The organism is Superficieibacter sp. HKU1 (assembly GCF_029319185.1).
Lineage (GTDB): Bacteria > Pseudomonadota > Gammaproteobacteria > Enterobacterales > Enterobacteriaceae > Superficieibacter.
In genome coordinates, this window is record NZ_CP119754.1 from 1,183,107 (window position 1) to 1,209,515 (window position 26,409).

At 52.6% G+C, this 26,409-nt stretch carries 27 protein-coding genes; 18 read left to right on the plus strand and 9 right to left on the minus strand.

The window, feature by feature from the left end; all coding sequences use genetic code 11:
* The 3 genes from P0H77_RS05690 to P0H77_RS05700 form a co-directional block, all read right to left on the minus strand.
* Nucleotides 1-798 carry an ABC transporter substrate-binding protein gene (locus P0H77_RS05690; protein ID WP_276165057.1) on the minus strand — a complete coding sequence of 266 codons (798 nt, stop codon included), beginning with the start codon at nt 796-798 and terminating at the stop codon, nt 1-3.
* 165 nt (nt 799-963) lie between these two features.
* Nucleotides 964-2,109, minus strand: a complete 1,146-nt coding sequence (locus tag P0H77_RS05695; RefSeq protein WP_276163950.1) for a PLP-dependent aspartate aminotransferase family protein — start codon at nt 2,107-2,109, stop codon at nt 964-966.
* A gap of 12 nt (nt 2,110-2,121) precedes the next feature.
* On the minus strand, nt 2,122-3,489 hold the full coding sequence (locus P0H77_RS05700; RefSeq protein ID WP_276163951.1) for a cystathionine beta-synthase: 1,368 nt from the start codon (nt 3,487-3,489) through the stop codon (nt 2,122-2,124).
* Nucleotides 3,490-3,916: 427 nt separating this feature from the next.
* Between P0H77_RS05700 and P0H77_RS05705 the strand changes: the two genes are divergently transcribed.
* From P0H77_RS05705 to P0H77_RS05715, 3 genes are read left to right on the plus strand one after another with little or no spacing between them, the layout of a single operon-like run.
* Nucleotides 3,917-4,939: an ATP-binding cassette domain-containing protein gene (locus P0H77_RS05705; RefSeq protein WP_276163952.1), complete on the plus strand. Its 1,023-nt coding sequence runs from the start codon at nt 3,917-3,919 to the stop codon at nt 4,937-4,939.
* The gene (locus P0H77_RS05710) at nt 4,932-5,600 is read left to right on the plus strand and encodes a methionine ABC transporter permease (protein ID WP_276163953.1); all 669 of its coding nucleotides are present in this window, start codon (nt 4,932-4,934) and stop codon (nt 5,598-5,600) included. Before P0H77_RS05705 ends, P0H77_RS05710 begins: the two co-directional genes overlap by 8 nt.
* 19 nt (nt 5,601-5,619) lie before the next feature.
* A complete protein-coding gene (locus tag P0H77_RS05715; protein ID WP_276163954.1) occupies nt 5,620-6,432 on the plus strand; it encodes a MetQ/NlpA family ABC transporter substrate-binding protein in 813 nt (270 codons plus the stop codon).
* Nucleotides 6,433-6,533: 101 nt separating this feature from the next.
* On the opposite strand, the gene hemB is transcribed toward P0H77_RS05715, so the two are convergent.
* Complete coding sequence (gene hemB / locus P0H77_RS05720; protein ID WP_176916846.1) at nt 6,534-7,505, minus strand: porphobilinogen synthase; 972 nt, start codon at nt 7,503-7,505, stop codon at nt 6,534-6,536.
* Between the two features lie 599 nt (nt 7,506-8,104).
* Here hemB and P0H77_RS05725 point away from each other — a divergent pair.
* Nucleotides 8,105-11,059: an autotransporter outer membrane beta-barrel domain-containing protein gene (locus P0H77_RS05725; RefSeq protein ID WP_276163955.1), complete on the plus strand. Its 2,955-nt coding sequence runs from the start codon at nt 8,105-8,107 to the stop codon at nt 11,057-11,059.
* Between the two features lie 95 nt (nt 11,060-11,154).
* The gene (locus P0H77_RS05730) at nt 11,155-11,781 is read left to right on the plus strand and encodes a helix-turn-helix domain-containing protein (protein WP_276163956.1); all 627 of its coding nucleotides are present in this window, start codon (nt 11,155-11,157) and stop codon (nt 11,779-11,781) included.
* 1 nt (nt 11,782) lies between these two features.
* Here the strand turns inward: P0H77_RS05730 and ampH are convergent, their stop codons facing one another.
* On the minus strand, nt 11,783-12,895 hold the full coding sequence (gene ampH / locus P0H77_RS05735) for a D-alanyl-D-alanine-carboxypeptidase/endopeptidase AmpH (protein ID WP_346429449.1): 1,113 nt from the start codon (nt 12,893-12,895) through the stop codon (nt 11,783-11,785).
* Between the two features lie 354 nt (nt 12,896-13,249).
* On the opposite strand from ampH, the gene sbmA reads away from it, so the two are divergent.
* Nucleotides 13,250-14,470 carry a peptide antibiotic transporter SbmA gene (gene sbmA / locus P0H77_RS05740; protein WP_276163957.1) on the plus strand — a complete coding sequence of 407 codons (1,221 nt, stop codon included), beginning with the start codon at nt 13,250-13,252 and terminating at the stop codon, nt 14,468-14,470.
* A gap of 19 nt (nt 14,471-14,489) precedes the next feature.
* Nucleotides 14,490-15,587: a DUF1615 domain-containing protein gene (locus tag P0H77_RS05745; RefSeq protein WP_276163958.1), complete on the plus strand. Its 1,098-nt coding sequence runs from the start codon at nt 14,490-14,492 to the stop codon at nt 15,585-15,587.
* On the opposite strand, the gene P0H77_RS05750 is transcribed toward P0H77_RS05745, so the two are convergent.
* Complete coding sequence (locus P0H77_RS05750) at nt 15,584-15,886, minus strand: DUF2755 family protein (RefSeq protein WP_276163959.1); 303 nt, start codon at nt 15,884-15,886, stop codon at nt 15,584-15,586. The genes P0H77_RS05745 and P0H77_RS05750 overlap by 4 nt on opposite strands.
* Nucleotides 15,887-16,136: 250 nt before the next feature.
* Here P0H77_RS05750 and P0H77_RS05755 point away from each other — a divergent pair, with 250 nt between their 5' ends.
* The gene (locus tag P0H77_RS05755) at nt 16,137-16,355 is read left to right on the plus strand and encodes a DUF2754 domain-containing protein (protein ID WP_176916839.1); all 219 of its coding nucleotides are present in this window, start codon (nt 16,137-16,139) and stop codon (nt 16,353-16,355) included.
* Here the strand turns inward: P0H77_RS05755 and ddlA are convergent.
* Nucleotides 16,352-17,452 carry a D-alanine--D-alanine ligase gene (gene ddlA / locus P0H77_RS05760; RefSeq protein ID WP_276163960.1) on the minus strand — a complete coding sequence of 367 codons (1,101 nt, stop codon included), beginning with the start codon at nt 17,450-17,452 and terminating at the stop codon, nt 16,352-16,354. The genes P0H77_RS05755 and ddlA overlap by 4 nt on opposite strands.
* A gap of 97 nt (nt 17,453-17,549) precedes the next feature.
* Between ddlA and P0H77_RS05765 the strand changes: the two genes are divergently transcribed.
* The 4 genes from P0H77_RS05765 to psiF all read left to right on the plus strand — a co-directional run bounded on the left by P0H77_RS05765 (nt 17,550) and on the right by psiF (nt 20,687).
* Entirely contained in the window at nt 17,550-18,233 is a 684-nt protein-coding gene (locus P0H77_RS05765) for an extensin family protein (RefSeq protein WP_276163961.1), read from the plus strand.
* Nucleotides 18,234-18,340: 107 nt separating this feature from the next.
* Nucleotides 18,341-19,537, plus strand: coding sequence for a multidrug efflux MFS transporter (locus tag P0H77_RS05770; RefSeq protein WP_276163962.1), 1,197 nt, complete (start codon nt 18,341-18,343; stop codon nt 19,535-19,537).
* A gap of 257 nt (nt 19,538-19,794) precedes the next feature.
* Nucleotides 19,795-20,058 carry an anti-adapter protein IraP gene (iraP, locus tag P0H77_RS05775; protein ID WP_276163963.1) on the plus strand — a complete coding sequence of 88 codons (264 nt, stop codon included), beginning with the start codon at nt 19,795-19,797 and terminating at the stop codon, nt 20,056-20,058.
* 311 nt (nt 20,059-20,369) lie between these two features.
* Nucleotides 20,370-20,687, plus strand: a complete 318-nt coding sequence (gene psiF / locus P0H77_RS05780) for a phosphate starvation-inducible protein PsiF (protein ID WP_276163964.1) — start codon at nt 20,370-20,372, stop codon at nt 20,685-20,687.
* 39 nt (nt 20,688-20,726) lie between these two features.
* Here the strand turns inward: psiF and proC are convergent, their stop codons facing one another.
* On the minus strand, nt 20,727-21,536 hold the full coding sequence (gene proC, locus P0H77_RS05785; protein WP_276163965.1) for a pyrroline-5-carboxylate reductase: 810 nt from the start codon (nt 21,534-21,536) through the stop codon (nt 20,727-20,729).
* Between the two features lie 120 nt (nt 21,537-21,656).
* Here proC and P0H77_RS05790 point away from each other — a divergent pair, with 120 nt between their 5' ends.
* The 5 genes from P0H77_RS05790 (at nt 21,657) to ppnP (ending at nt 24,368) form a co-directional block, all read left to right on the plus strand.
* Nucleotides 21,657-22,106, plus strand: a complete 450-nt coding sequence (locus tag P0H77_RS05790; RefSeq protein ID WP_276163966.1) for a YaiI/YqxD family protein — start codon at nt 21,657-21,659, stop codon at nt 22,104-22,106.
* Between the two features lie 207 nt (nt 22,107-22,313).
* Nucleotides 22,314-22,856: a shikimate kinase AroL gene (gene aroL / locus P0H77_RS05795; RefSeq protein ID WP_276163967.1), complete on the plus strand. Its 543-nt coding sequence runs from the start codon at nt 22,314-22,316 to the stop codon at nt 22,854-22,856.
* Nucleotides 22,857-22,884: 28 nt separating this feature from the next.
* The gene (locus tag P0H77_RS05800; protein ID WP_276163968.1) at nt 22,885-23,076 is read left to right on the plus strand and encodes a YaiA family protein; all 192 of its coding nucleotides are present in this window, start codon (nt 22,885-22,887) and stop codon (nt 23,074-23,076) included.
* Between the two features lie 255 nt (nt 23,077-23,331).
* Nucleotides 23,332-24,009 carry an AroM family protein gene (locus P0H77_RS05805; RefSeq protein WP_276163969.1) on the plus strand — a complete coding sequence of 226 codons (678 nt, stop codon included), beginning with the start codon at nt 23,332-23,334 and terminating at the stop codon, nt 24,007-24,009.
* A gap of 74 nt (nt 24,010-24,083) precedes the next feature.
* Nucleotides 24,084-24,368 (plus strand): pyrimidine/purine nucleoside phosphorylase, encoded by a 285-nt coding sequence (gene ppnP, locus P0H77_RS05810; RefSeq protein ID WP_276163970.1) that lies wholly within the window; start codon nt 24,084-24,086, stop codon nt 24,366-24,368.
* A gap of 50 nt (nt 24,369-24,418) precedes the next feature.
* On the opposite strand, the gene rdgC is transcribed toward ppnP, so the two are convergent.
* The gene (gene rdgC, locus P0H77_RS05815) at nt 24,419-25,330 is read right to left on the minus strand and encodes a recombination-associated protein RdgC (RefSeq protein ID WP_276163971.1); all 912 of its coding nucleotides are present in this window, start codon (nt 25,328-25,330) and stop codon (nt 24,419-24,421) included.
* 125 nt (nt 25,331-25,455) lie between these two features.
* Between rdgC and mak the strand changes: the two genes are divergently transcribed.
* On the plus strand, nt 25,456-26,364 hold the full coding sequence (gene mak / locus P0H77_RS05820; protein ID WP_276163972.1) for a fructokinase: 909 nt from the start codon (nt 25,456-25,458) through the stop codon (nt 26,362-26,364).
* Nucleotides 26,365-26,409 lie beyond the last annotated feature (45 nt).

The window sequence follows — 26,409 nt, forward strand, 5'->3', positions numbered from 1 at the left end:
TTACTTTGCTTCGATAGTAAATGAACGTGGCTGTGGGGTTTTGGTGGAAGGACCAAACCAGGTATCGTAAATTTTGGCGGCCTGGCCGTTTTTCTCCAGGTTCACCAGCTCATCGTTCACCGCGTTCAGCAGCGCCGTCTCGCCTTTCTTCACGCCAACGCCGATCTCTTCTTTACTCAGCAGATCCGGCAGGATCTTAAACTTCGCCTTGTCCGGCGCTTCCGCCAGCAGGCCCGCAAGGATGGTGCTGTCCTGAGTAATCGCCTGCACGTTACCGTTACGCAGCGCGGTCAGCGCCAGCGGAATGTCGTCATAGGCCAGCACGCGAGCCTGCGGATAACGCTGATGCAGCGCCTGTTCGCCGGTGGTGCCTTTTACCGCCCCAATACGGGCGCGGCTATACCCATCCAGTTTATCCGCAGATTTCGCCGGTACCAGGAACTGCTGTCCGGTGACGAAGTACGGCGTGGAGAAATCCACCACCTGCGCGCGTTCCGGGGTAATGGTGATATCCGCGACGATCAGATCCGCTTTACCGGATTGCAGCAGCGGGATACGGTTCGCCGGGTTAGTCGCCACCAGCTCCAGCTTCACGCCAAGCGCTTTCGCCAGTGCTTTTGCGAAATCCACATCGTAGCCGACGATGTCGTGGCTTTTTGGATCGACCGAGCCAAACGGCGGGTTGGCGTCAAACGTTGCCACTTTTACTACGCCTGCGGCTTTGATATCCGCCAGCTGATCGGCATGGGCTGCCGAGCCCAGCGTTAACAGACCCAGCGCCACCGCCAGCGTTTTCATTGTGTGTAATTGATGTGCCATAGATTCCTCTGCGTACCCTGTTTTTGTTTTGTAGCGCTACGCTCCCACAATGCTTCATCGACCACAAAGAAGAAAAAATTCTTATTTATGTCAGAAAAACTATAAGTAAATACGATGTTATGGCCAGGTAAATTGAATGAGTGCTTACTCCACCAGCGCCTGACGAAGGTCATCAATTAAATCCTGCGGATCTTCAATACCGACCGACAGGCGAATAAGCTGCGGCGTAATGCCGTTTGCCAGCCGCTGCGCCAGCGGAATGGAGGCGTGGGTCATGCTGAAGGGCTGACTGACCAGGCTTTCCACACCGCCCAGACTCTCGGCCAGGGTAAACAGTTTCAGTTTCTGGATAATCGCTGTGGCACGCTGCTCATCGCCATTCACTACGATGGAGATCATTCCGCCCGCCTGCGACATCTGCCTGCGCGCCAGTTCAAAATGCGGATGCGATTCCAGCCCCGGATACCACACTTTCTCCACCTGCGGCTGCTGCTCCAGCCAGCGGGCCAGCGCCAGCGCGTTACTGCTGTGACGCTCAATACGTAGCGCCAGCGTGCGAATGCCGCGTAGCGTCAGGAAGCTGCTGAACGGGTCAAGCACGCCGCCGATGGCGTTTTGCAGATAGCCAAGTTTTTCCGCAAGTTCGGGGTTATCGCCGACCACGACCAGTCCCGCCACGACATCGGAATGGCCGTTGAGGTATTTAGTCGCCGAGTGCACGACGATATCAAAACCCTGCTCCAGCGGACGTTGCAGAATCGGTGAGGCAAAGGTGTTATCCGCTACGCTAATCAGATGATGCCGTCTGGCGATGGCGGCAATCGCCTCCAGATCGGCCAGTTTCAGCAGTGGGTTGGTCGGCGTTTCTACCCAGAGCATCCGGGTTTGCGGACGGATCGCTGCCTCAATCGCCTGGACATCGTCTGGTTTCACCCAGCTTACCTGTAAACCCGCGGTGCGACTTCGCACATTCTCGATCAGGCGGTAAGTCCCGCCGTAAACGTCATCTACCGCCACGATATGACTCTCTTTATCAAGCAGTTCGAGCACGGTGGCGATCCCGGCCAGCCCGGAGGCAAACGCATAGCCGCGGCTGCCGCCTTCCAGTTCGGCGATGGACGCTTCCAGCGCATCGCGGGTCGGGTTGCCGCTGCGTGAATATTCGTAGCCGGTATGCTGGCCCGGCACAGGCTGGGCAAAGGTAGAGGTGGCATAAATCGGCGGCATGACTGCACCATGCTGGTCGTTAAACGCGCCGCTGTGAACGCTAAGGGTGGCTAAGTTTTTCATAGGAGTTCCCTGTTATGACCGGCGGTTACGCCAGGTAGTTAACACATCGCTGCGGGTCACCAGGCCCAGAAAACGATGGTTGTCGACAACAATCGCGACCAGGCCGCGATCGAAAATGGATTTGAGGGCGCTTTCCGGAGCGCGGCGGTCAATAATTTCAACCTCGCGGGTCATGGCGTCTTTAACCGGCAGGGCGAAACGCTGGCTGTCGCCTTTGACGTGGCTAATCAGATCCCACTCATCAATAATCCCGATTACCTCGTCATTGTTCAGCACCGGAAGCTGGGAAATATCGTACAGACGCATGCGGGCCAGCACGGTGGCGAGGGTATCGTCCGGCGCGGCGGTGACGGTGGCACCTTCCTCATGCCGCAGTGCGATAAAATCGCTGAGATCGCCTGCCTGCGGACGGGAAATAAATCCCTGCTGGCGCATCCAGTCGTCGTTGAACATTTTGGAGAGGTACTTATTGCCGCTGTCGCAGGCGAAAGTCACGACGCGCTTCGGCGTGGACTGCGCCCGGCAGTAGCGCAGCGCGGCGGTGAGCAGCGTACCGGTAGAGGAGCCTGCCAGTATGCCTTCAACGTTGAGTAATTCACGGGCGGCGGTAAACGCGTCGCCATCGGTCACGCGCAGCGCCTGTTTTACGCCGTCGAGATGGGAGAGAGGAGGAATAAAATCCTCGCCGATGCCTTCGACCAGCCAGGCGCCAGCGTCATCATAGCGACCGTGTTCAACCTGATCGGCAAGGACAGAGCCAGCAGGATCGGCCAGCACAAACTCCGTATGCGGGGAGTGCTCCGCAAACCATGCCTGCAATCCGCCAAGAGTACCGCCGGAGCCGACGCCGACCACGATGGCATCAATACGTCCGTCCAGCTGCTCATACAGTTCCGGCGCGGTCGTGGTGGCGTGAGCCAGCGGATTGGCGGCGTTGTTAAACTGATCGATATAAAACGCGCCGGGCGTTTCATCCGCCAGCCGCCGGGCATAATCCTGATAATAAGCCGGATGGCCTTTGCCGACGTCCGAGCGGGTGAGTAGCACCTGCGCACCAAGCGCCCGCAGATGAAATATTTTTTCGCGGCTCATTTTATCCGGCACGACCAGCAGCAGCGAATAGCCTTTCTGCGCGGCGATCAGCGCCAGACCGAGGCCGGTATTGCCTGCCGTTGCTTCGATAATCGTCCCGCCGGGTTTGAGCAAACCCTTTCTCTCGGCATGCGCAATCATCGACAGTGCGACCCGGTCTTTAATCGACCCGCCGGGGTTCTGGTTTTCCAGTTTTAAAAACAGTTCGCAGGGGCCACTGTCCAGCTTATGCAGCTGAAGCAGCGGCGTATTGCCAATCAAATCGGTCACAGAATGAAAAACACTCATGGTATTCCACCAGTAATTAAGGACATGGCGGGATAGTAGACGCGCGAAAAAGCGTCGATAAAGAATCTTTCTCTGTGATTTATGCGAAAAGGTAATATAAACAGCTAATTAGACATCAGGAAGGAAAGCCGTGCGGGGGTGCGCATGGATAGATGGCTAATTGCAGCGGAAGAATGCGCTTCAGAGCGCAGTCAGTCGCCTGGCGCAGGAAGGTGTTATTTACGTCATGTATATGCTTTGCCGAATTCTCTCATAGCCAGCGAAGCCGCTAAGGCTCCTCTATAGCGCTTTTTGTTATAAATAATATCAATCAGTTTGTTTAAAAGATAATTCAGGCTGATTACTATCATATGGACGTCCATACTGCTAAACTGCCGTTCGCATCACAATTACGCAACAGACAAGAAGCATCGGGTAACCAGATAAGATGATCCTACTCAGGAATATTTCGAAGATTTTTGACCACGGTAAGACGCCCGTGGTCGCCGTGGACAGCGTAGATTTAACGATCGAACAGGGGCAGATTTACGGCATTATTGGCTACAGCGGCGCGGGGAAAAGTACCCTGATCCGTCTGCTAAACGGGCTGGAGAAACCCAGTTCAGGCAGTGTGACCATCAACGGTCACGAGATCTCGTCGGCAAAAGGCGAGGCGCTTCGCCAGGCTCGGCTGAAAATCAGTATGGTGTTCCAGCACTTTAATTTGCTGTGGTCGCGCACCGTAAGGGAAAACATTGCCTTTTCCATGCAAATCGCCGGTGCACCGAAAGCGCAGATCCGTGCCCGGGTAGCGGAACTTATCGAGCTGGTGGGCCTTACCGGGCGGGAAGATGCCTATCCTTCTCAGCTCAGCGGCGGGCAAAAGCAGCGCGTTGGCATCGCCCGCGCACTGGCCAATAGCCCGGACGTTCTGCTCTGCGATGAAGCGACGTCGGCGCTGGATCCGCAGACCACCGATCAGATCCTGGATTTGCTGCTGGATATTAATCGTCGTTTTAAGCTGACCATCGTGCTGATCACCCATGAAATGCACGTGGTGAGGAAGATCTGCGACCGCGTGGCGGTGATGGAAAACGGCAAAGTGGTGGAAGAGGGCGAGGTGCTGGAGGTCTTTACCCGTCCGCAGCAGCCGATCACTCAGCAGTTCGTGCGTCAGGTGAGTCAGTATAAAGAAGAGGAAGCGTTTAATCCGGATCTGACCAGCGAGCTGGCCGGGGCGGTCATTAAACTGACGTTTACCGGAGTAAATACCCATCAGCCGGTAGTGGGGGAACTGACCCTGCGATACGGTCTGCCGTTTAATATTTTGCACGGCAAGATGTCGCAAACTGCCCACGGCGTGTTTGGGCAACTTTGGCTTCACGTGATTGCAAACCAGGATCAGCTGAACAACATCCTCGCGGATTTGCACAACAGCGGTATTGAATGCGAGGTGGTTAAACATGCTTGATCAACTTTTACCCCATCTGAAATGGGACCAGCTGTGGGCGGCCACGCAGGAAACGTTGTATATGACGGCGCTCTCCGGCATCGCGACTTTCGTGCTGGGGATCATTCTCGGGCTGGCGTTGTTTTTAACCGCGCGCGGCGGCCTGTTCCAGAACCGTACGCTTTACAGCGTAATTTCTATTCTCGTGAACGTGTTCCGCTCCATTCCGTTCATTATCTTAATCGTGCTGTTGATCCCGTTTACCAAAACGATTGTCGGCACCATTCTCGGCGCCAATGCGGCGCTGCCAGCATTGATTGTCGGCGCGGCACCGTTCTACGCCCGGCTGGTAGAGATTGCCCTGCGCGAAGTGGATAAGGGCGTTATTGAAGCCACGCGATCGATGGGCGCGCGTCTCAGTACCTTAATTTTTCGGGTTTTACTGCCGGAGTCCTCTCCTGCCCTGGTGTCAGGCATTACGGTGACACTGATTGCGCTGGTCAGCTACAGCGCGATGGCAGGGGTCATTGGTGCCGGTGGATTAGGGAATCTTGCTTATCTGGAAGGATTCCAGCGAAACCATAGCGACGTCACGCTGGTGGCGACGGTGACTATTCTGATCGTCGTCTTCATCATCCAGTTCTGCGGCGACGTTATTACCTCTCTGTTAGATAAACGCTAATAATACGGAAACCAACATCATGACGAAAACACTGACACTGATCGCCGCAGCAACCCTAAGTGCCATGAGCTTTGCCTCCTGGGCCGATACCCTGACCGTGGGCGCGTCCAACGTGCCGCACGCTGAAATTCTGGAGCAGGCGAAACCGATCCTGGCGAAAGAAGGCATCGATCTCGAAATCAAACCGTTCCAGGACTACATCCTGCCGAACACCGCGCTGGCCAGCGGCGACATCGACGCCAACTATTTCCAGCACATCCCTTATCTGAACAGCTTCCTGAAGGATCATGCTGGCGATAAGACGTTCGACTTCGTCAGCGCCGGGGCGATCCATATCGAGCCGATTGGCATTTACTCTAAAAAATACAAATCGCTGAAAGATCTGCCGCAGGGCGGAAAAGTGATTATGCGTGATGCGGTGTCTGAAGAAGGACGTATCCTCTCCATCTTCGAAAAAGAGGGCGTGATCAAGCTGAAACCGGGTATCGATAAAGTTAACGCGCGCATCAGCGATATCGTGGAGAATCCGAAGAAACTGCAGTTCCAGCCGAATGTAGAAGCCGCGCTGCTGCCGCAAATGTATAACAATGACGAAGGCGACGCGGTGGTGATCAACGCCAACTACGCCATCGACGCTGGTCTGGATCCGGTTCACGATCCGATCGCCGTAGAAAGCGGTGAGAACAACCCGTACGCCAACATCATTACCGTACATCGCGGCGACGAGAAGAAAAAAGACATCGTGGAACTGGTGAAGGTACTGCACTCGAAAGAGATTCAGGACTGGATCCGCACCAAATATAAAGGCGCGGTGATTCCGGTAAACAACTAATTGCGCAGCGCCATCCGTTTTTATGGCGGATGGCGCAAGCTGGACCGGCCCGAGGTAGGCCCGAGCAAGCGCAGCGGCGCCGGGCACAACCACACCAAACCTTACAGAATTTTCTTTTCCGCCAGATCGAGCGCGAAATAACTAAAAATCAGATCCGCGCCCGCGCGTTTAATCGCGCCCAGACTTTCCAGCACAACCTTCTCTTCGTCAATCGCGCCAGCCTGCGCCGCGAACTTAATCATCGCGTACTCACCGCTAACCTGATAAGCGCCCAACGGCAGATCGCTGCGTTCCCGAATATCCCGCAGAATATCCAGATAAGCACCCGCCGGTTTCACCATCAGACAGTCCGCGCCCTGTGCCTCATCCAGCAGCGACTCACGGATCGCTTCCCGGCGGTTCATCGGGTTCATCTGATAGGTTTTACGGTCGCCTTTCAGCGCGGTCCCGGCGGCTTCGCGGAACGGACCATAAAAGGAAGAGGCGAACTTGGTTGAATAGGACATGATCGCCGTATCAAAAAATCCGGCGGCATCCAGCGCCTGACGGATCGCCTGAACCTGTCCATCCATCGCGGCGGAAGGGGCGATAAAATCCGCGCCCGCAGCGGCGGCCACGACCGCCTGTTTGCCAAGGTTGGCAAGGGTCGCGTCGTTATCCACACCGTGCTCGCACAGCACGCCGCAGTGGCCGTGAGACGTATATTCGCAGAAGCAGGTATCGGACATTACGATCATCTCCGGCACCGCCTGTTTACAGATACGGGACATACGTGCGACCAGACCGTCTTCTTTCCAGGCATCGCTGCCGGTGGCGTCGGTGTGATGGGAGATCCCGAAGGTCATCACCGAGCGGATCCCCGCGTTGGCGATGCGTTCAATCTCGCGCGCCAGATGCTTCTCGGGGATGCGCATTACGCCCGGCATCGCCTCGATGGCCTTGTATTCATCAATCTCTTCTTCAACAAAGATCGGCAACACCAGGTCGTTCTTACTCAGTGTTGTCTCTTCAAACATAGCGCGCAGCGCGGGAGACTTGCGCAGGCGGCGGGGGCGAGTGATTAAATCGGTCATGATATGCCTGATGTTTGTGAAATATGACGTTATTGTACCTGAATTATCTCTTTAGTGTTTTACTAAAGTTGCCGTTTAGCTGAGACACCCGACAAACCTGGTGATTATAGACATTTAACGCGGCGCTAAACTGTTTATAAATAGTTTTAGTGAATGCAAATACGGCTTTCAATATTATCTGTTTACTATATGAGTAGTGGTAGCGGGCGAACCACGCTCGGAAAATTTATGGCGATAAGCGATGCTGTACTCTTTTATCCAGTATCTCGCAGTTTCCGTAGTGTAATTCTTTCTTATTCTTTTTGTGAATGCTTTTTATTTATTGATGCGAATTATATTAAATGGGTAATGCATTCACTGGGTTAGGTTTTTGTTTTTAAGGGTTTTTTATTAAAAGCGTTAAGTTTTTTAAGTGGTCCTTAATTCATGAAGGGAGTTTCTTTAAAGATAATCTGTCCGATTTCGGACTTTGGATAAAGATTAATTGAACCTTCTGCCTCTTAAACCGCATAATTCGGACTGCAATGTAATATTACTTATTTTGATTGCATTAATAATTGATGGACCAACTAGATTACGTCCCTGAGGAGGGATGACAAATGCAAACCTGGAAAAAGAAACTGGTAGTATCTCAATTAGCATTGGCCTGCACTTTGGCGATCGCTTCTCAGGCAAATGCGACAACTTATGATACCTGGGGGTATCACGATAACACCACGACCGCACTTGATTGGTCTAATATGGATGCGCCGGGCTCTGACGGCAACTATGTCACCTATAATGGCTTTGTTTATTACAACAATGCTAACGGTGACTTCGACCAGTCTTTCAACGGTGATACCGTTAACGGTACCATTTCTACTTATTATTTGAACCACGATTATACCGATGGTACAAATGGCAATGCGAACCAGTTGGATATCGCTAATTCAGTGATTCATGGTTCAATCACTTCAATGCTGCCTGATGGTTATTACGGTTATAATGGTGGTACTGATTATGATGGTGGTTACTATTTCTACCAGGCTGGTAACGATGTTATCGATACAACGTGGCATGACGGGGATGTCTTCACTCTGAACATTGCCAACTCTACTGTTGATGATGATTATGAAGCGCTCTATTTTACTGATTCTTATGTGGATGGAGACGTCACGAAATATACAAATGAAACCTTCTATACGGCGCCAGGTGAAGATGCAGGTCTCGGTCTCGCTGTACAGCTTAATGTAGAAAGCAACATTAATATTTCCAACAACTCTCGCGTTGCAGGCATCAGTTTAGTACAGGGTGATACCACTAATACCAACTACACCACTGAATCCCATACCTGGGATAACAACATTGTGGTTACAGATTCTACAGTGACCTCTGGTGCTGTAACACCGCTGGAAAATACGGGCTTCTATGGCAACTCTGCTGAGCCAAGCGATTACACTGGCAACGGCGGTGCTAACGACGTAGCAATGTATTTCAGCGATAATTCAGCATCCAATTATTCAATGAAAAACAACGTTTACTTCAGCAACTCCACGCTGCTGGGTGATGTTGTCTTTAATAGCACCTGGAATGCGAACTTCTATCCGCATGGTCATGACAGCAATGGCGATGGTGTTCTGGACACCAACGGTGGCTGGGCTGACGATTCTCTGAACGTTGATGAACTGAACATTACGCTGGACAACGGCAGTAAGTGGGTCGGTTCTGCTACTATGAACAACGTTGATGAGAATTCTATTGCTTCTGCTGACTGGTATGATGTCACCGGCAATAGCCAGTACCCTGGCGTAGTGGTTGAAGCTAACGACTGGGGCCGTGCGATTGACGATCAGGTATTCCAGAGCGGCGTATTTAACGTTACGCTGAACAACGGTTCAGAATGGGATACGGTTAACCAATCTAACATTGATACGTTAGCGGTAAACAACGGTTCTCAGGTTAACGTTGCTGAATCCAGCCTGATCTCTGACACTATCAGCCTGACCAATGGTTCTTCCATGAACATTGGTGATGAAGGCCAGGTAGCAACCGATCACCTGACCATCGATAGCTACAGTACCGTTGCATTGTCCAGTAAAGATAATTCAACTGTAGCATATAGCTATGCACCGTCTCTGTACGCTAACACCATCACCGTGACCAACGGCGGCGTGCTGGATGTGAACGTTGATCAGTTTGACGATAATCCGTTCCAGACTGATACCCTGGAACTGACCAGCGGCAACGTTGCTGACAACTACAACCACGTTGTTTCCGGTGTCTTCGATATCCATAGCAGCGATTATATCCTGAATGCCGATCTGGTGAACGACCGTACTAACGATCAGACCCAGGCTAATTATGGCTACGGTACTATCGCGATGAACTCTGACGGTCACCTGACCATCAATGGTAACGGCGATATCAACAATGGCGACGAACTGGATAACAGCTCTGTTGACAACGTTGTGGCCGCAACCGGTAATTACAAAGTTCGCATCGACAACGCCACTGGTGCTGGTAACATCGCTGACTACAAAGGTAAAGAAATTATCTATGTCAACGATGTAAATACCAACGCTACCTTCAGCGCTGCCAACAAAGCTGACCTGGGTGCTTATACCTATCAGGCACAGCAGGAAGGCAACACGGTTGTTCTGCGCCAGATGGAGCTGACCGACTACGCTAACATGGCACTGAGCATTCCTTCTGCAAACACCAACATCTGGAACCTGCAACAGGATACTCTGTCTGACCGTCTGACCAGCGCTCGTCATGGCTTTGATGACAACGGTGGTGCATGGGTGAGCTACTTCGGTGGTAGCTTCGATGGTGATAACGGCACGATCAACTACGATCAGGACGTTAACGGCATCATGGTCGGTGTTGATACCAAAGTTGACGGTAACAATGCTAAGTGGATCGTCGGTGCGGCAGCTTCCTTCGCGAAAGGCGACATGAGCGACCGTACTGGCCAGGTGGATCAGGACAGCCAGTCTGCCTACATCTACTCTTCTGCTCGCTTCGCGAACAACATCTTTGTTGATGGCAACTTAAGCTACAGCCGTTTCGACAACGACCTGACTGCTAACATGAGCAACGGCGCGTATGTTGATGGCAACACCACTGCTGATGCATGGGGCTTTGGCCTGAAACTGGGTTACGACTGGAAAATCAACGATGCAGGTTATGTAACGCCTTACGCCAGCATCAATGGTCTGTTCCAGTCTGGTGACAGCTATCGTCTGAGCAACGACGCTAACGTCGGCGGTCAGGATTACGACAGCCTGCGTTATGAAGCGGGTCTGAATGCAGGTTACACCTTCAACTACGGTGACCAGGCGCTGACGCCGTACTTCAACCTGGCTTACGTATACGACGACTCTGACAACGATTCCGACTTCAATGGTGATAACATTGATAACGGCGTTAAAGGTTCTGCGGTACGTGTTGGTGCGGGCGGACAGTTCAGCTTCACCAAAAACTTCAGCGGCTATACCGGTGTCACCTATCTCGGTGGCGGCGACGTTGACCAGGATTGGGCAGCAAACGCTGGTGTTAAATACACCTGGTAATCAGGTGCAAAGGGGAGGAAACTCCCCTGTTTTACCCTTTTGTCACAATGCCTGTCATGGATATGACGGGCATTTTTCGCAAGGAAAGCATAGACATGACTACTCTGAGTAAACCGCTAAACGAATTCAACGCACTTGATAAATACCTGTCCGCTCATGGCACCCGCTTCGTGTGCAACGAAGGTGAACCTATTGCCGCTGAGGGCGATCAAACGCAAAATTACACCATCGTCATTCAGCAGGGCATCATCTCATTAAGCCGTAAATACAACGATGTTCTGCTTGGCTTTGCCGATGCGCCCTTTATTGCCGGGCTCTCTGCCGGCGCGATAAAAAATACCAGCGACTATATTTTAATGGCGGAGGGGGAATGCAATGGTTATTACCTGCCCGCAGATGCCACGCTGGCGTTGCTTGAACAGGGCGGACTGTGGCGTGAGGCATTTTACTGGATGACCTGGCAACACCGGTTACTGGAAAAACGCGATATCCATCTGGTAGGCACCAGCAACTACAATCAGATCCGCTCAACGCTATTAACAATGGCGCAATGGGACGACGCTTTACGTTCTCGCATTGGCGTGATTAATTATATTCAGCGACGCACCCGCGTCTCGCGCTCCGTCATTGCTGAGGTGCTCTCAGCGCTGCGACGCGGAAGCTACATCGAAATGCATAAAGGCAAACTGGTTAATATCAACCGTCTGCCTTATGACTATTGAGTTAAGAAGCGGGCACAACCAGCGGCTTATTCCCGCTCAGCTCGCTTATCAGATCGTTTACGCCGTCGCTCATATTCACAAATTTTGTTAACGGCGAACGAGTGACCACCACAAAGGCACCAATATTATGCTGGGGGATCATCGCCATATAGGTGATGAATCCACCGCCACCCCCCGTTTTTTGGATGATCCCCGGTCGGCCATCCTTCGGGGCCATATATACCCAGCCCATTCCTAACGCATCGGCCTTACCAGGCACATCCATTCCCGTTACGCGGGTCAGCTGGCTACGCTGATAAATCAACGTCTGCATTCTGTCCGCCTGCGTATTACGGGTATAGAAATCGGAAGACAGAAACTGCTGCATCCAGCGCATCATATCGTCGGGCGTGGAATATACGCCGCCGCTGCCAATCGCTGCCAGCGTGTTATTACACGGGCTGGCCCCTTTTTCGGCGACCATCAGACGCTTACACTGATCCGGCGACGGCGTAAAGGTAGTATCTTTCATCCCGAGCGGGCGGGTGATTTGCTGCTCGAAAAGCTGGGGATAAGGTTTACCTGCGGCGTTCGCCAGCGCGTCAGCCAGCAAATCAAAACCAAGATTGGAATAGGCTGCCTGAGAGCCCGGCGCGGATTTTAGTGTCGCGGTGGAAAGCCAGCTCCAGCGCTGCTCGCGGGTCGGCCAGACAAAAACCGCGCGATGCGCCGCACCGCCTGGCTGCTCACGTGGAAGCGCACTGGTATGGGTCGCCAGGTTAACCAGCGTAATGGGCGAGCCTTTATAGGTGGGGACCCGTGCGCCAGGCGGCGCGTATTTACTTAGCGGATCGTTCAGCTTTACCACTCCCTGATCGAGCAGTTTCACCAGTATTTCACTGGTCATCAATTTGCTGAGCGATGCGATGCGGATCACTGAGTCAAGCTGAGGACGGACGTTATTACCCGGCCGCGTCTCGCCAAAGCTGCGAAACACGCGCTGATTACCATCAATAACCACCAGCGCCATTCCGGTTGCTCCGCTGCCATAGAAAATATGGTTGGCGTAACGATCGACAATATCAGAGGCAAAAACCGGATCGGGTGAGGTCTGTACGGCGTGAGTGACTGGCACCGCGGCCGCATAAAACGCGGCGAATAAGAAAAGACAACGTTTCAACGAGAGGATCCATAAATGAATTAAGAAAACTATGCCTATTTATACTACTTAATCCGCCGTTGCAAAGCGTCTTTCAGGCGGATCGATAAGGGAAAAAACCAGTCCCGAAATAATAAAGCATTTTTTTCCAGTAAAACGGTCCCGGTTCAGACGCTTACGCCGTTCTGAACGCCGCATCGCCTGTAACCCGTCGATACAATTCCTCACGCCTCGTCAGAGAATAACGTTTTACGCTTCAGAGTCTGTTTTGCGGTGAATTCTGCGCCATCTGGCGCGTAACCATCACCCTGAGATCCATGCGGAGCACCTATGTTTAACTCTTTTTTCCCAAAACCGGGGCCATTTTTTCTCTCGGCCTTTCTTTGGGGGCTGGCAGCCGTGTTGTTCTGGCAGACGGAAGGCGGAGCCTGGCTATTGCATCTTTTTTCCGCCACGGCTGACGCTCCAGTCAGCGCCGCGCGGTTCTGGTCTCCAGGCTACCTGGTGTTTTATGCTTTCTATGCTGTCTGCGTCGGGCTTTTTGCTCTGTTCTGGCAGGGATACTGTCCGCATCGCTGGCAGCGCTGGTCCATCTGGGGGACCGCACTGATTATTTTTGTCACCTGGTTTTTGGTAGAAGTCGGCGTGGCGGTAAACGCCTGGTATGGTCCTTTTTATGATCTGGTTCAAAAAGCATTGAGCAAGCCAAATTCAGTCAACATTGAACAGTTCTACCATGGCATTGTTACCTTCCTCGGTATTGCGCTGATTGCGGTGGTGGTTGGCGTGTTGAATAATTTTTTCATTAGCCATTACGTTTTTCGCTGGCGTAGTGCAATGAACGAATACTATACGGATTACTGGCCAAAACTGCGGCATATTGAAGGAGCAGCGCAACGTGTGCAGGAAGACACCATGCGCTTTGCCTCCACGCTTGAAGACATGGGCGTCAGTTTTTTGAACGCGATAGTGACCCTCATTGCGTTTTTACCCGTGCTGGTGACGCTATCAGCGCACGTACCCGAACTGCCGGTAATTGGACATCTGCATTATGGGCTGGTGATCGCCGGGATCGTCTGGGCGTTGTTGGGTACCGCGCTGCTGGCCGTGGTCGGCATTAAACTGCCGGGGCTGGAGTTTAAAAATCAGCGTGTCGAGGCGGCGTATCGTAAGGAGCTGGTGTACGGCGAAGACGATCCGACTCGCGCCACGCCACCGACGTTGCGCGAACTGTTCACGGCGGTACGGCATAACTATTTTCGCCTTTATTTCCACTATATGTATTTTAATATCGCACGCATTTTGTACCTGCAGGTGGATAACGTTTTCGGCTTGTTCTTGCTGTTTCCGTCCATTGTTGCCGGTACAGTAACGCTGGGTTTGATGCGTCAGATCCTCGACGTCTTTGGTCAGGTTCGCGAATCCTTTCAGTACCTGATCAATTCATGGCCTACTCTGGTAGAGTTGATGTCGATTTATAAGCGTCTGCGCAGCTTTGAACGCGAACTGGATCAGCCGGACGCAGGGGAGGCTGTTAACACGTATTTTTAACTACAGGGATGCCTGAATAATGGCCGCACCGCACACTTGCTCTGCCGTAATGACCGTATTAGCCGCACTGATCCTGGCCGGCTGTAGCACCGAAAAAGCGCCGCTGAAAAAAGGTGAAAAAGCTATTGATGTGGCAAGTATGGTGCGGCAAAAAATGCCGGCCAGCGTTAAAAATCGCGATGAATGGGCGCAGACTCTGGCGCGTACCTTTGAGAGTCAGAAGCTGGCCCCCACCGAAGAAAACGTCTGCTCGGTACTGGCCGTCGCACAGCAGGAATCAAACTATCAGGCCGATCCTACCGTGCCCGGGCTGAATAAAATTGCCTGGCAGGAGATCGAACGCCGGGCGGCAAAACTACATATTCCGGCGCTGCTGGTGCATACCGCGCTGAAAATAAAATCACCCAATGGTAAAAGCTACAGTGACCGGCTGGATACGGTTAAAACTGAAAAGCAGCTCAGCGCTATCTTCGACGATTTAATCGATACCGTGCCGCTCGGCCAGCAGCTTTTTGGTTCGTTTAACCCGGTCCACACCGGCGGGCCGATGCAGGTCAGCATTGCTTTCGCTCAGGAGCACACGCGCGGCTACCCGTGGAAAATGGAAGGCACCGTACGTCAGGAAGTGTTTACCCTGCGCGGAGGCCTGTGGTTTGGCACTTACCACCTGTTAAATTATCCCACCAGTTATTCCGCACCGCTCTACCGCTTCGCCGACTTTAACGCCGGTTGGTATGCCAGCCGCAACGCCGCGTTTCAGAATGCGGTCAGTAAAGCCAGCGGCGTGAAGCTGGCACTAGACGGCGATTTAATCCGCTATGGCAGCCGTGAGGCGGGCACAACGGAACAGGCGGTAAGAAAGCTGGCGGGGCGGCTTGAGATGAGCGATAGCGAGATCCGCAGCCAGCTGGAAAAGGGGGATTCGCTCGATTTCGAGAAAACCGATCTTTATCGGGAAGTGTTTAAACTGGCGGAGCGAAAAAGCGGGAAAACGTTACCGAAGGAAATATTGCCGGGTATTCAGCTGGAAAGCCCGAAGATCACGCGCAATCTCACAACCGCATGGTTCGCGAAACGCGTCGACGATCGACGGGCCAGATGCATGGCGCAGAATTAACCATAGTGACGCCACCGCAGGAGCAATGCCACAACGCCAAGGATCATACAGCCTATCAGGAAGGGTACCAGCCCAAAAAGGGTACCCACCGCCAGCCCCATTTCGACATGCGGTCGACCGGTATCCTGTATTTGCATCAGCTGCTCATATACGCCTGGCGCATGCACCACCAGATTAAGCATCTGTGCACCCACCCAAAAGCAGAGCAATACGAATAGCGCGTATGCAATATTCCCTGGAGTGGACCGATCTTTCTTTTTTCCACGCAACATTGGTTTGGAAAAGGTGAACTCTGTCATACCGACCTCCCGGACGCATTCTTTCAGACTTCATGCCCGTACTGATGCTTAGTTTGACAGGTCATTACCATTGTCAATATCAGATTCATGGTAATTTCGACGCTGGAATTTTCCTGGTTTCATAAGTTAGTGTTGTGTCACAAATTTTTAACTTAAGTTTAACTTATGCCGCTTTTAAGAATTTCCGCACCGGCCACAGACGCCCGGCTGAAAATATGCGAGGATGCGCTTTTCCTCTGTCGGAGTTGTCATGAAGCTGCCTGCAAAAATTCGTCGTGACTGGCACTATTACGCGTTTGCGATTGGCCTGATCTTTATTTTGAATGGTGTTGTGGGGCTATTAGGGTTTGAGGCAAAGGGCTGGCAATCTTACGCGGTCGGGCTGGTGACCTGGGTTATCGGCTTCTGGCTGGCCGGATTAATCATTCGCCGCCGCCCCGAGGAGGAGACGACGGCGAAGCAGGATTAAGCGTTGATGGTGCTTTTTAACTGGCTGTTGGCGCGATGACGCTCCAGAGCCAGTTCGATCAGTCGGGTAATTAGCGCAGAATAGCTAAGGCCGCTGGCCTGCCACAACTTGGGATACATGCTGATATTGGTAAAGCCGGGCAGGGTGTTAATTTCGTTAATCACCACCTTGTTCTCCGCGGTGAGGAAAACGTCCACCCGCGCCATGCCGCTACATCCCAGCGCTTGATAAGCCTGAATCGCGATCTCGCGGATGTGGTCGTTAATCGCCGCATCAATAGTTGCCGGGACCACGACCTGCGCAGCGCCATCATCAATATATTTAGTGTCGTAAGCATAAAACTCGCTGTTCAACACAATTTCACCACAGGTGCTGGCCTCAGGATAATCATTCCCCAGCACGGCGCATTCGATTTCACGCCCTTCAATGCCTTGCTCGACAATCACCTTATGATCGAACTCAAACGCCAGCGCAACGGCCTGCTGGTACTGCGTTTCGCTGGTCACTTTGCTGACGCCGACAGAGGATCCCTGGTTCGCTGGCTTCACAAAGAGCGGCAGGCCAAAGCGCGCCTCAACTTCAGCAAAGGTTACGCTGTGGCGATTCGCGCGGGTCAGCGTCACAAAAGGCGCAATAGCCAGCCCGGCATCGCGCAGCAGGCGCTTGGTGATATCTTTATCCATGCAGGCGGCGGAGCTTAATACGTCCGAGCCGACAAAGGGCAAATTGGCGATGCGCAACAGACCCTGCAATGAACCATCTTCTCCCAGCGTGCCGTGGACGATGGGAAAAATAACGTCGATACTGGCAGACAACTCCCCGTTAGCGGCATCAATAAATTGTCCCGTTTGTTTACCGGGAATATGGGCGAGGGTTGTTGTGGAGGGCGCGAGCGCGATGCGCGCGGGATCGTGAGCGTTCAGCAAATAGTGGCTTTCATCATTAATATGCCAGCCGCCTTGTTTATCAATTCCTAAAAGCACCACTTCAAAGCGTGTTTTATCAATCGCCTCGACGATATTTTTTGCCGATTGTAATGAGACTTCATGCTCTGCCGATTTCCCACCAAAAACGATACCTACCCGCAACTTAGCCATTTCCACACCGATCTCTGGTAAACGTAAAACACATAACATATCACGTCAAAATCGGCCCTTCTGCCATAATCTTAAGTAAATCGATTAAGGGGGTGCAGTGAAAGGAAAAGGTTTGCTTATTTTGGCCTTGCTGGCTGGCGCTACGTGGTGGGGATATCGCTATTTACCTTCATACTACAATCCATTTGCGCCGCTTCAACTTACCGATCCTCCGGGGCGCATCACACAAATAAAATTGCGTCGACTTTCTGATGATGCATGTCAGTCATTACTGGCCCAGGCCAATAAGCAGCACCTTATTACTACTCAGGCGGTGGCGGACAGTGCCGGACCCTGTCCGTTAAGCAATGTCGTACGGGTGCGCAATTTTGGCGATGTCAGATTGAGCAGCAGTTTTCTCGCCAGTTGTCCCCTGGCGCTCAGTAGCGCACTGTTTGTTGAACAGCAGGCGAAGCCGCTTGCGCAGCAGCTTATTGGCAGCCCACTGCGGCAGATTGATCATTTTGGTAGCTATGCCTGCCGCAATATTTATCATCGTGAAAACGCCCGTCTGAGTGAGCACGCGACGGCGGATGCGCTGGATGTGAGCGGTTTTCGATTTGCCAGTGGCAAACGTGTGACGGTGTTGAAAGGCTGGCCAGAACCGGAAACACAACCGTTCCTCCGCGCACTGCTTTCCAGTAGCTGTCATTATTATGGCAACGGTCTGGGACCGGAATATAACGCTGCGCATGCCAACCATTTTCATCTTGGTATGCGTGGATATGGCCTGTGCCGGTAAAGTAAATGGTATCAAAATGCGTAAAACGCATCTCTGGTCCTGAAGGACGAAGGATAAGTTGTTACACTGTCGGCTAATGAGTAAAAACTTAATTACTATATACGTTTATGGAATCCTGGAAGGTTAATCTTATTTCGGTCTGGCTCGGCTGTTTTTTTACCGGGCTGGCGATCAGCCAAATTTTGCCCTTCCTGCCGCTTTATGTCTCACAACTTGGCGTTACCTCGCATGAGGCGCTTTCTCTGTGGTCCGGCCTGACGTTCAGCGTCACCTTCCTGGTCTCGGCTATCGTCTCCCCAATGTGGGGCAGCCTTGCTGACCGTAAAGGGCGTAAGCTAATGCTGCTGCGCGCGTCGCTGGGCATGGCCATTGCGATTTTGCTTCAGGCATTCGCCACTAACGTGTGGCAGCTCTTTTTCCTGCGTGCGGTAATGGGGCTGACATCAGGATATATTCCCAATGCGATGGCGCTGGTGGCTTCGCAGGTACCGCGTGAGCGCAGCGGCTGGGCGCTGAGTACGCTGTCGACGGCACAAATTAGCGGCGTCATTGGCGGACCGCTGCTCGGCGGATTTCTCGCGGACCATGTCGGCCTGCGCGCGGTATTTTTTATTACCGCCATCCTGCTTACGGTGAGTTTTCTGGTCACGCTTTTTCTGATCAAAGAGGGCGTCAGGCCGCAGGTAAATAAAGCCGACAGATTGAGTGGTAAAGCGGTTTTCGCCACGCTGCCTTATCCCGGGCTGGTGATTAGCCTGTTTGTCACCACCATGGTTATTCAGCTCTGTAACGGTTCCATTGGGCCTATCCTGGCGCTGTTTATTAAATCAATGAGTCCGGACAGCAATAATATTGCTTTTTTAAGCGGGATGATTGCTGCGGTGCCCGGTGTCTCCGCGCTTATCTCCGCGCCCCGGCTCGGCAAGCTTGGCGACCGTATTGGTACCGCGCGTATTCTGGTCGCGACCTTATGTTGCGCAGTGATCATATTTTTCGCCATGTCGTTCGTTACCTCGCCGCTACAGCTTGGGATCCTGCGTTTTATGCTCGGTTTTGCCGATGGCGCGATGCTGCCCGCAGTGCAGACGCTGCTGCTGAAATATTGCAGCGATCAGGTGACAGGGCGTATTTTTGGCTACAACCAGTCCTTTATGTATCTCGGCAACGTGGCAGGGCCGCTGATTGGCGCTTCCGTTTCCGCCGTTGCCGGGTTTCGCTGGGTATTCCTTGCTACGGCCATTGTGGTATTGATTAACTTGTGGCAACTGATTATCGCACTGCGTCGCACCCGGCAGAAAACCTGATCTCATTACTGCGGGTAAGATAAATTAATCGCTTTTAGCGTGGGATTATTGTGGCGTTATCAGGTGATGTGATTAATGAATCCAGAGAACAGGAACGCGTGAAATTACGCGCTAATTGTACATTTGGTTGATAACTGAGGCGTCGATCTGACGGGCCGCGCAAAATGATGTGGCTATCTTGAAATACCCCCCATTCTCATGTATTTATTAGCACGGCTTAATAACAGGTTTAACCGGATTCGTAAGGACATTGCGCCATGAAAAATCTTATTGCGGAATTACTGGTCAAACTGGGGGAAAAGGAAGAAGAATCAAAGGAACTGTTGGCGCAGGTTGAAGCGCTTGAAATTGTTGTTACCTCGCTGGTGCGTCATATGGCCGAAGATGAGCAACAAAAACTTATTCACAGTATTGAGTCCGCCATGGACGGTGCCAGCCCGGAGGCACCCGTTTCCGACGGCGATAGCGAGCTTCTGCGGCAATATGTAAAAAAGCTGCTACGACATCCCCGCTCTAAATAGTAATAAAACGATAATCTTGTCATCGTTTTGTCATTTCCTGTCTATCCAGTCTCCGTGTTTTATTTATTTCAACACGGAGACTGGATACGTAAACATTCCGCTAAAGTCATCGCGTTATTTCCGCGCGTAATATCTTCTGATGGCCGGGCCAACTGTGCAGGATAATCGTGGCCCGCCGGGCGATATCACATTGCCTGGCCGTTATTCTGAGGGTATTTTTGCGCTGTCAGCGGTGAAATTTTCCTTGCCGGGTGGTTTTTTTAGCGCAACGGACCAGACTTAGGGTGAACCTCTTACTGAAGGACAAAACAATGAAAATAATATTTCTGGTTACCCTGGTCTTTGGCATGGTTATCCTTTCCACGGTAGGCGCGGCTGAAAAGACGCTTACTCCTCAACAACAGCGGATGGCAACCTGTAACCAGCAGGCGTCAGATAAAACGTTGAGAGGGGACGAGCGTAAGCATTTTATGAGCGAGTGCCTGAAAGGTGGAAAAGCACAAGATGAAAAAGGACTCACCCCGCAGCAGTTAAAAATGCGCGATTGCAGTTCACAGGCGACCCAGCAGTCGCTTAAAGGTGAAGATCGCAGCAAATTTATGAGCGGCTGCCTGAAAAAACAGGCGTAAACGAAACGGGTGAGACCGATGCGTCTCACCCGTTGTTCATCAGGAGCGGCTAAGCTGTTCTGATTTCTGCATACAGCTGGCCATCGCTTCGATCACCGCCGCACGAAAACCGCGCTCTTCCAGTACGCGTACCGCTTCAATGGTCGTCCCTCCGGGCGAACACACCATATCCTTCAGCTCGCCCGGGTGCTTCCCGGTTTCCAGCACCATTTTTGCCGAGCCCATCACCGCCTGGGCCGCAAACTTATAGGCCTGCGCGCGCGGCATACCGCCCTGGACGGCAGCGTCAGCCATCGCCTCTATAAACATAAACACATACGCTGGTGCCGAGCCGCTCACCCCGACAACCGGGTGAATAATAGCTTCGGCGACGACTTCCGCTTCGCCGAAGCTGCGAAAAATCGTCAGTGCTTCCTGGGTTTCGTTATCGTTAACCAGTGCGTTGGGCGTCAGTGACGTCATTCCGGCGTTAACCAGCGACGGCGTGTTCGGCATGGCACGAATAATTTTGCGGTCGTGACCCAGCGCGGTCGCCAGTTGTGCCAGCGTCACGCCCGCTGCAATGGAAATCACCACCGAGTCTTTATTGAAGCTGGAGGCGATGTCATTCAGCGTTTTAACCGTGATGGCAGGCTTCACCGCGCTGAAAACGATATCCGCTGCCTGCGCCACTTCCTGTGCGCTGTGCGCCCCGTTTACGCCATACTGCTCGTGCAGCGCAGCCACTTTTTCCGGTGAAGGGGTATAGACCCAAATTTTTTCTGGCTGTACCTGGCCGCTGGCGATAAGTCCACCGAGGATCGCTTTACCCATATTTCCGCAGCCGATAAACCCAATTTTTTTCTCCATCACCTTTCTCCGCGTGTAATTTGTCTGGGCGATAAGCTTAACGCGGATTATTCTTCAGGGCTAAAGCTTCCTGCACTCTGGCGACAGGTTGCAGAGATCATTGAACAAACAGGAGTGAGGATGGCTATTTGGGTTGATGCGGACGCCTGTCCGAATGTCATAAAAGACATTTTATTCCGCGCTGCCGAGCGCACGCAGACCACGCTTACGCTGGTGGCCAATCAGACGCTGCGCACGCCGCCGTCACGCGTGATCCGCACGCTGCGCGTCGAAAGCGGTTTCGACGTAGCCGATAACGAAATTGTCCGTCTGTGCGCGGCGGGCGATCTGGTGATCACCGCCGATATTCCGCTGGCGGCCGAAGTGCTGGCTAAAGGGGGTGCGGCATTAAATCCGCGCGGTGAACGTTATACAGAGGCCACTATCCGTGAAAGGCTGACGATGCGTGATTTTATGGACACCTTACGCGCCAGCGGGATCCAGACCGGCGGTCCGGATAGCCTGTCGCAACGTGACCGCCAGCGTTTTGCTGCCGAGCTGGATAAATGGCTTCTCCAGCAGAAGAAATAAAGTGTGCGGGTAGGGACGGGCGGCAAAATGTGCAATAATATGTTTACAGTTTTGCTAGCGTTTGCCCTGATAACCCCTCGCTGTGCTAGCGGCGTTATCATTTATTGTAACTAAAGATTTACATATTTTTTTGTACTAGTTTGATAGTATATTTCATTCTTTGGTGTAAATTTCATTGCCTCGCAGTATCCGGGAGAATTCCATCTTATGACGCAACCCGTTTTCTTCATTGGCCCACGCGGCTGCGGTAAAACCACCGTTGGTCAGGCGCTGGCACAAGAGCAAAACTGGCATTTTGTTGATACCGACCACTGGCTTCAGGAGCGGGCGCAAATGAACGTCGCAGGGATCGTGGCGAAAGAAGGGTGGGAAGGATTTCGCGCTCGCGAAACACAGGCGCTGCAAGCGGTGGCTGCGCCGTCCACGGTAATCGCTACCGGGGGCGGAATGGTGCTGGCAGAGGTTAATCGCCGCTTTATGCGCGAGACCGGGCAGGTCATTTATCTGCGCGCGCCGGTTGCGGTTCTGGCGGCTCGTCTCGAAGCCTTTCCGCAAGAAGGGCAGCGCCCGGCGTTAACGGCGAAACCGCTCGGGGAAGAAATCCGTGACGTGCTGGCGGAACGTGAAGCGCTTTACTGTGAGGCGGCCCACTATATTGTTGATGCCGCGCAGCCGCCTGAACGTATTATTGCCGATGTGCTGGCGGCGCTAAGCTTGTCCGCGTCTGACAGCCTGCGTCTATACTCATAGTTCTGATAACAAATTATGAGGAACATCTATGCCGACAAACCCTCCCTATCCGCGTAAGGCCCGTATTGAGGTGGTTGAAAAAGGGACCGACCATCCAAAGGTGACCTGGTATCAGCTGCGAGCGGATCATCCGGAACCGGACTCTCTGATAAGCGAGCACAATACTGAACAGGAAGCGCTGGATGCCAAACGGCGCTATGAAGATCCGGATAAGAGCTGAATCTGGCGGTTCCCTGTACCTGAATATATTCCTAAAGCGTGATTAACCTGGTATGAATCACATTTTTCACCTGTTGAAAATGCTACTAAACGATTAGTATCGAGCTTTACTGGTACATTCCGGAAGCATTCAGGAATTTATAAGCACCTTAAACGCTCATCTGCGGCTTCGCTTATTGAGCGTTTATCCCTCGCATCCAGAGGGTTGCAGGGCGGTATAAGTTTCGTAGTAACGGTAGTGAATAAGGTGACAGACATGAGTGCGACTTTGGCGATGTTAACGATTGGCGTAGTTCCCGTTCGTGAAGTATTGCCGCTCCTGACCGAACATATCAGGGAAGACCAAATCACCCATATCAGCCTGTTGGGCAAAATGTCGCGTGAAGATGTTATGGAAGATTACGCCGTTGAGCCGGGAGAAGAAGCGCTCCTGACCATGCTCAGCGATCTGCAACCTGCCGCGGTTTCTCGCGCCAAAGTTGAGCGCGATCTCCAGGCGGTCATCGATGTACTGGATACTCAGGGCTATGATGTCATCATCCTGATGAGTACCGCTCAAATTATTGGCATGAAGGCGCACAATTCTATCCTTCTCGAACCGTTGCGGATCATTCCGCCGCTGGTTGCCTCAATTGTGGACGGTCATCAGGTTGGCGTCATTGTGCCGATGGAAGAGCTTATTCCCGCACAAAAAATTAAATGGCAGGTACTGGAAAATCCGCCGCTTTATTCGCTGGCGCATCCGCTTTATTCCTCTGATGACGAGCTGATTGCCGCAGGACGAGAACTGATTGAGCGCGGCGCAGACGTGTTAATGCTCGATTGTCTGGGCTTTTATCAACATCATCGAGACCTGCTGCAAAAAGCGCTGGATGTGCCGGTTTTACTCTCCAACGTTCTGATCACCCGGCTGGCCTCAGAACTGCTGGTATAGTGTTAATTTCACGTGACAGCGAGGGAGTTTGCCCCCTATATTGGTTAATCATCAATTGCTTATAAGGGTCAGCTATGCTTCAGAGTAACGAATACTTTTCAGGAAAAGTGAAATCTATTGGCTTTACCAGCAGCAGCACTGGCCGGGCCAGCGTTGGCGTGATGGCCGAGGGTGAATATACGTTTAGTACCGCCGCCGCAGAAGAGATGACGGTGGTGAGCGGCGCGTTGAATGTGTTGTTGCCGAATGAAACCGAGTGGAAAGTCTATACCGCCGGGCAGGTGTTCAATGTGCCGGGCCACAGTGAATTTCATTTGCAGGTGGCTGAGCCGACTTCCTACCTTTGTCGCTACCTGTAACACCGAGTTTCTTGTCGACGGTGGGATGAAGTTGTCATCCCACAGAGTCATTAGCGCTGAGCTTCGCCGCCCAACCCTTCTACCAGGTTTTTGATCAGGGCGGCCAGTTCGCCGGTCATCAGCGTAAAGTCGGCATCAAAGCGCTGAGCCACGTTTTCGCGTTCGATATCATCGTTTTGATCGCGGAGTTCATCTGCAAATTTCAGGCGCTTAAGCGAACCGTCGTCGCAAATCATAAACTGAATGCGTTGCTGCCAGTCCAGCGCCAGTTTCGTCACCACTTTACCCGCTTCGATATGCACGGCGATCTCATCGCTGACCAGATCCTGCTTTTTCGCGCGGATCACGCCGCCGTCTTCCAGCATCGCTTTCAGTTCGGCCTCATCCAGCAGTTGGAAACCCTGCGCGACGGTGCCGGAGCGCACCCATTCGGTCAACGTTAGCTCGATCGGGTTTTCCAGCGTCAGCGGAACCACCGGCAGCGAGCCAAGGCTCTTACGCAGCAGCGCCAGGGTATCTTCCGCTTTTTTGGCGCTGGCGCAGTCGACCATAATCAGATCGTTGACGGTATCGATCCACATCATCGTCTGGTTAAAACGACTGAAAGCTCGTGGCAGCAGTGAATGCAGCACTTCATCCTTCAGAGAATCTTTTTCGGTTTTCTTCAGCTTGCGGCCCTGATCGGCTTCAAGCTTCGAGATTTTAGCTTCCAGCGCCTGCTTGATCACCGGAGAGGGAAGGATCTTCTCTTCTTTCCGCGCGCAGATAATGATCTGCCCGTTAACTTCGTGGGTAAAGGCGTCGCTTTGTGAACCCATCGGCGGTACCCAGCCGGTTTTCGCCATATCCTGACTTCCGCAGGGGGTAAACGACAGCTCGGCTAACTGCTTTTCCATCTCTTCGACGCGTAAGGAGATGTCGCGGCTAAGACGGTAAACCATTAAATTTTTGAACCACAGCATGATAATTTCCACAGCGTTGTCGTTAAATCCAGCCGGCATGATAACGAATTGTCGCTTTGCTTGCATTGCTAATCCGGGCTGACGGTTTTACGCTTTTGATATTGTGAACAATTGAGGACGAAAGTATGCGAATCGGGATCGATTTAGGCGGCACCAAAACTGAAGTTATTGCGTTAAGTGATGACGGGCAGCAGCTATACCGCCATCGTCTGCCGACGCCTGCCCATGACTATGCGCAGACGATAGAGACCATCGCAACGCTGGTGGCGCAGGCAGAAAAAACCACCGGCATGGAGGGAACGGTTGGCGTTGGCATACCGGGATCGATTTCACCTTTCAGTGGGGTGGTGAAGAATGCCAACTCGACGTGGCTCAACGGTCAGCCTTTTGATAAGGATTTGAGCGAGCGGCTAAAACGCGAAGTAAGAATGGCCAACGATGCCAACTGTCTGGCCGCCTCTGAAGCCGTGGACGGGGCCGCCGCCGGAGCAGAAACGGTTTTCGCGGTGATTATCGGCACCGGTTGCGGGGCAGGCATTGCGTTGAACGGGCAGGCGCATCGCGGTGGCAACGGTACCGCAGGCGAGTGGGGGCATAATCCTCTGCCGTGGATGGATGAAGACGAACTGCGCTATCGTGCCGAAGTTCCCTGTTACTGTGGCAAGCAGGGGTGTATTGAAACCTTTATTTCCGGCAGCGGTTTTGCGACCGATTACCAGCGGTTAAGCGGGCGTTCGCTAAAAGGTAATGAAATCATGCGTCTGGTGGATGAGCTGGACCCGCTGGCAGAGCTGGCGCTTAGTCGTTATGAACTGCGGCTGGCAAAATCGCTGAGTCACGTAATTAATATTCTCGATCCTGACGTGATTGTGCTGGGCGGCGGGATGAGTAATGTCGACAGGTTGTATAAAACCGTACCGCAACTGATTAAAAACTGGGTGTTTGGCGGCGAGTGTGAAACGCCGATCCGCAAAGCGGTGCACGGCGATTCCAGCGGGGTACGCGGTGCCGCCTGGTTGTGGCCGCAACGTTAATGACAGGGGGTGAGAACGGTTTTGCTCTGTGCCCTGTTATGCCGG

Bases quoted from the DNA above. Each gene is read 5' to 3' on its own strand.
- P0H77_RS05690 (WP_276165057.1), bottom strand. From the start codon at position 798: ATGAAAACGCTGGCGGTGGCGCTGGGTCTGTTAACGCTGGGCTCGGCA.
- P0H77_RS05695 (WP_276163950.1), bottom strand. From the start codon at position 2,109: ATGAAAAACTTAGCCACCCTTAGCGTTCACAGCGGCGCGTTTAACGAC.
- P0H77_RS05700 (WP_276163951.1), bottom strand. From the start codon at position 3,489: ATGAGTGTTTTTCATTCTGTGACCGATTTGATTGGCAATACGCCGCTG.
- P0H77_RS05705 (WP_276163952.1), top strand. From the start codon at position 3,917: ATGATCCTACTCAGGAATATTTCGAAGATTTTTGACCACGGTAAGACG.
- P0H77_RS05710 (WP_276163953.1), top strand. From the start codon at position 4,932: ATGCTTGATCAACTTTTACCCCATCTGAAATGGGACCAGCTGTGGGCG.
- P0H77_RS05715 (WP_276163954.1), top strand. From the start codon at position 5,620: ATGACGAAAACACTGACACTGATCGCCGCAGCAACCCTAAGTGCCATG.
- hemB (WP_176916846.1), bottom strand. From the start codon at position 7,505: ATGACCGATTTAATCACTCGCCCCCGCCGCCTGCGCAAGTCTCCCGCG.
- P0H77_RS05725 (WP_276163955.1), top strand. From the start codon at position 8,105: ATGCAAACCTGGAAAAAGAAACTGGTAGTATCTCAATTAGCATTGGCC.
- P0H77_RS05730 (WP_276163956.1), top strand. From the start codon at position 11,155: ATGACTACTCTGAGTAAACCGCTAAACGAATTCAACGCACTTGATAAA.
- sbmA (WP_276163957.1), top strand. From the start codon at position 13,250: ATGTTTAACTCTTTTTTCCCAAAACCGGGGCCATTTTTTCTCTCGGCC.
- P0H77_RS05745 (WP_276163958.1), top strand. From the start codon at position 14,490: ATGGCCGCACCGCACACTTGCTCTGCCGTAATGACCGTATTAGCCGCA.
- P0H77_RS05750 (WP_276163959.1), bottom strand. From the start codon at position 15,886: ATGACAGAGTTCACCTTTTCCAAACCAATGTTGCGTGGAAAAAAGAAA.
- P0H77_RS05755 (WP_176916839.1), top strand. From the start codon at position 16,137: ATGAAGCTGCCTGCAAAAATTCGTCGTGACTGGCACTATTACGCGTTT.
- ddlA (WP_276163960.1), bottom strand. From the start codon at position 17,452: ATGGCTAAGTTGCGGGTAGGTATCGTTTTTGGTGGGAAATCGGCAGAG.
- P0H77_RS05770 (WP_276163962.1), top strand. From the start codon at position 18,341: ATGGAATCCTGGAAGGTTAATCTTATTTCGGTCTGGCTCGGCTGTTTT.
- iraP (WP_276163963.1), top strand. From the start codon at position 19,795: ATGAAAAATCTTATTGCGGAATTACTGGTCAAACTGGGGGAAAAGGAA.
- psiF (WP_276163964.1), top strand. From the start codon at position 20,370: ATGAAAATAATATTTCTGGTTACCCTGGTCTTTGGCATGGTTATCCTT.
- proC (WP_276163965.1), bottom strand. From the start codon at position 21,536: ATGGAGAAAAAAATTGGGTTTATCGGCTGCGGAAATATGGGTAAAGCG.
- P0H77_RS05790 (WP_276163966.1), top strand. From the start codon at position 21,657: ATGGCTATTTGGGTTGATGCGGACGCCTGTCCGAATGTCATAAAAGAC.
- aroL (WP_276163967.1), top strand. From the start codon at position 22,314: ATGACGCAACCCGTTTTCTTCATTGGCCCACGCGGCTGCGGTAAAACC.
- P0H77_RS05800 (WP_276163968.1), top strand. From the start codon at position 22,885: ATGCCGACAAACCCTCCCTATCCGCGTAAGGCCCGTATTGAGGTGGTT.
- P0H77_RS05805 (WP_276163969.1), top strand. From the start codon at position 23,332: ATGAGTGCGACTTTGGCGATGTTAACGATTGGCGTAGTTCCCGTTCGT.
- ppnP (WP_276163970.1), top strand. From the start codon at position 24,084: ATGCTTCAGAGTAACGAATACTTTTCAGGAAAAGTGAAATCTATTGGC.
- rdgC (WP_276163971.1), bottom strand. From the start codon at position 25,330: ATGCTGTGGTTCAAAAATTTAATGGTTTACCGTCTTAGCCGCGACATC.
- mak (WP_276163972.1), top strand. From the start codon at position 25,456: ATGCGAATCGGGATCGATTTAGGCGGCACCAAAACTGAAGTTATTGCG.